This is a genomic window from Bradyrhizobium altum (assembly GCF_020889705.1).
Lineage (GTDB): Bacteria > Pseudomonadota > Alphaproteobacteria > Rhizobiales > Xanthobacteraceae > Bradyrhizobium > Bradyrhizobium altum.
In genome coordinates this window covers 1-2695 of sequence record NZ_JACMYP010000490.1, presented here as the reverse complement: position 1 = coordinate 2695, position 2695 = coordinate 1, and the positions used below count along the sequence as shown (strand labels likewise).

Sequence of the window (2695 nt, the reverse complement as noted above, 5' to 3'; positions counted from 1 at the left end):
CGGCGCGGTCGGCACGGCGGCTGCGATCGCGACCGCCCCGTTCGGAGGCCCCGACTATGCCCGCACCCCGATCGGCGGCGAGGAATACGCCCGGCAGAACGGCTTTGTCTGCACCCCCGGCACCTAGTTCCGCGGCAGCGACGGCCTGCGACATCCCTGCCAGTAGCTCAGGCGAACCGCTGATGCGCAAAAGGCGGCCTTCGGGCCGCCTTTTTGCCGCCTGGCCGGTGGAGGCGAAGGGTCGATCCGGACCTCCCGGGTTCTGGCATTCAGGTTCTGGCCCCGGCGCACCAAGTCTGCTATGCGAGCGCGCAAATCATACCCATGTCGCCGGCTTAGCTCAGCGGTAGAGCAGCAGTTTTGTAAACTGAAGGTCGGGGGTTCAATCCCCTCAGCCGGCACCAGTTTTTCGCGAAATCAATGAAGCGGGTCAGTTGGCCGCGCCCCGATACGGGATGCCCAACCTGGTTGGTTTCGAGGGCGTGGCGTTGGACAACCGGGTCGTGGAGGCTTGCACTCGCCGAAAACATTCCGCAAAATTGCGCGACAGGGAGCCACAAGCGGATTTCGGGCAGGCACCGGATGACGGAAAAGCAGTCGCGGGCGCGGACGTCGTTGCTGAAGGCATTGCTGCTGGTCTGCGCCCTGCTGATGGGCTACTCGGATCTGATCACCACCAACGAGATCTTGCAGCGGGGAATGGGCGAACTGAACCCGTTCATGTGGCTCACCCAAGAGTGGCTGGGTGAATGGTGGCTTATTGCTAAACTGGGCCTAACCTACCTCGTGATATGGTTGCTCTGGCACGGCAACAACGAACGCCAAGTGGCTTATGTGGTCGCCCTCATTACACTGCCCGTCTACAATAATCTGTTTATCCTGGCGGGCGCCAATTGAGCTGACCTTGCGGTGATGCTGGCGAGCCGCCGTTAGCGCTGCCTGGCACAGTTGCCGAGGCTCGTTGTTTGACAATGGACACTGCCAGGCGCGGTTCTGACTATGGACGGGTCCTACTGTCTCGTCGGCGTTGCTGTTGTCCTGCTCCTCCTCGCCTATCGCCTGCATGGCGGGCTGTTCAGGAAGGACACGCTGCGGGACGAGAGACTGAATCGATTGATCGATGAACGCATCGATCGCATGGACGTGAAGCGCGACAAAAGCACGAGCCGTCCGAGCTATGAAGACTGGTCAGCCACGCTTCGTCGCGCGCAGCTTCAGTCGGCCGAGATCGACCGTCGACCGCAGCAGCCCCGCCAGCTCGCAGGAGAATACGGCAGCTCCGAGCATGGCGAAGCGGGCTTTGATGCCGGCGAACTGACCGAAGCACGGTTCTTCGACGCAGATGCCGACGCGGTCCGCTGCTGCAAATCTCTTGATGATCCCGTGAATGCCGACCGTCCTGCCGCCGATGTCGCCTTCAAACCGAAGTGCCTGGGCATCGAGTCCTCCATCCAGATCTTCGCGGCTTGCGCCGCGCATTGTCCTTGATCCAAGCCGAGCATGTATTTGCGGCTCAATCAAAGAGCCTCAGTTGGATTACCCACAACGTTTAACGGAAGCCGCAGTCTTCCGGTCTCCACCAGATGCCTCGCATCACCGACGGCACTTGCGGGGAACACGCAAGACAGCGGTGACTCATCAAACGAGCCTTGCTCGGCAGGCTCGCAAGCGAAGCAGGATGATGTCCGTCATCTCAGTGCGCTTTTACGAAGCGCAACTTGTACAGCTGCCACTGGAAGCCAGTGGCGGACAGCTCGCCAGTCAAGCTCCGCTCGTCTCAAGCGCGTCTCGGATGTCGGCGATGATCCGGCGTAGCTGGCCAATATCGGCAGCCGTCGGGAACAGCCGGCCGTGCTTTGCCTTGGCAGGAATCGTGGGATCATCCCCGTAGGATCACCCATCCCGTGCCTTGTTTCTGTCCTTGCAGCCCAAAACGCGGTATGCAGAATGTGGGATGGGACTCAGCCAATGACCTATTTGATCCTTGCCCGGGATGGCACCAGCCAAATCGTGCTGAAGCGCGACAGCGAAGACGCGGCCGAGAAGAAGGCGCGCGAGTTGAAGGAGATGGGTTGGTTCGAGGTCGAGGTCCGCGAGGACAAGGCCGGCCACCCGGTCACGGCGACGGTGACCGATCAGTCCAGCACCCTTCAATAACGCCCTCCCTTCGATGACGTCTGCCCTTCAATGACGGCTTGATGAACCTTTGCCGGATGGCCCTTACACATGTGTGAGGAGCCTACGATGTCCGACACAGCCCATTATCGCTTCCAGTCCGATCAGGCGCGACGGCTGGCCCGCCAGGTCACCGACGCCGCGGTGCGTGAAAAGCTGCTCGAAATGGCCGAGGAGTATGGCCGCTACGCCGACCAGATCGAGGCCCGCAGCATTGAACCGGCACCTGCCCAGGCGATGGCTCACTAGGCGGAACCCGGCCGCTCCGGCCGGCCAATCAGGCCGGTGTACTGGTGTACTTGAGCTCTCAGGTCTGCTCCTGACGCACTTTCTCAGGCCTGCCGCCAAATCGCGCGAAAGCGTATGAGGATTTGTTCGGAACATTATGCCCCCTCACGCGATTTTCCCCGCATGAGGGTCCGCGAGACCAACCGCAATTTGGTGCTTCTGGGCAGCTTCACGCTGCTGAGCGTGGCCGCTGCCGGCATCGTCGCCCTGCTCGATCCGGCGCCCGCGCCGG

At 61.6% G+C, this 2695-nt stretch carries 4 protein-coding genes and 1 tRNA gene; all 5 read left to right on the top strand.

All coding sequences use genetic code 11. The annotated features are described in order from the left end of the window. The first annotated feature begins 329 nt into the window (after positions 1-329). The 5 genes from H8B02_RS46720 to H8B02_RS46700 all read left to right on the top strand — a co-directional run bounded on the left by H8B02_RS46720 (position 330) and on the right by H8B02_RS46700 (position 2424). Positions 330-404 (top strand) — tRNA-Thr (locus H8B02_RS46720). Positions 405-582: 178 nt separating this feature from the next. Continuing rightward, a complete protein-coding gene (locus tag H8B02_RS46715) occupies positions 583-897 on the top strand; it encodes a DUF5658 family protein (RefSeq protein WP_229172436.1) in 315 nt (104 codons plus the stop codon). A gap of 102 nt (positions 898-999) precedes the next feature. Further along, complete coding sequence (locus tag H8B02_RS46710) at positions 1000-1488, top strand: hypothetical protein (RefSeq protein WP_229172435.1); 489 nt, start codon at positions 1000-1002, stop codon at positions 1486-1488. A gap of 480 nt (positions 1489-1968) precedes the next feature. Next, on the top strand, positions 1969-2157 hold the full coding sequence (locus H8B02_RS46705; protein ID WP_229172434.1) for a hypothetical protein: 189 nt from the start codon (positions 1969-1971) through the stop codon (positions 2155-2157). 87 nt (positions 2158-2244) lie between these two features. Further along, the gene (locus tag H8B02_RS46700; protein ID WP_212309788.1) at positions 2245-2424 is read left to right on the top strand and encodes a hypothetical protein; all 180 of its coding nucleotides are present in this window, start codon (positions 2245-2247) and stop codon (positions 2422-2424) included. The last annotated feature ends 271 nt before the right edge of the window (positions 2425-2695 follow it).

Excerpts from the sequence above, each read along its gene's own strand:
- H8B02_RS46700 (WP_212309788.1), top strand. The coding sequence starts at position 2,245 with ATGTCCGACACAGCCCATTATCGCTTCCAGTCCGATCAGGCGCGACGG.
- H8B02_RS46715 (WP_229172436.1), top strand. The coding sequence starts at position 583 with ATGACGGAAAAGCAGTCGCGGGCGCGGACGTCGTTGCTGAAGGCATTG.
- H8B02_RS46705 (WP_229172434.1), top strand. The coding sequence starts at position 1,969 with ATGACCTATTTGATCCTTGCCCGGGATGGCACCAGCCAAATCGTGCTG.
- H8B02_RS46710 (WP_229172435.1), top strand. The coding sequence starts at position 1,000 with ATGGACGGGTCCTACTGTCTCGTCGGCGTTGCTGTTGTCCTGCTCCTC.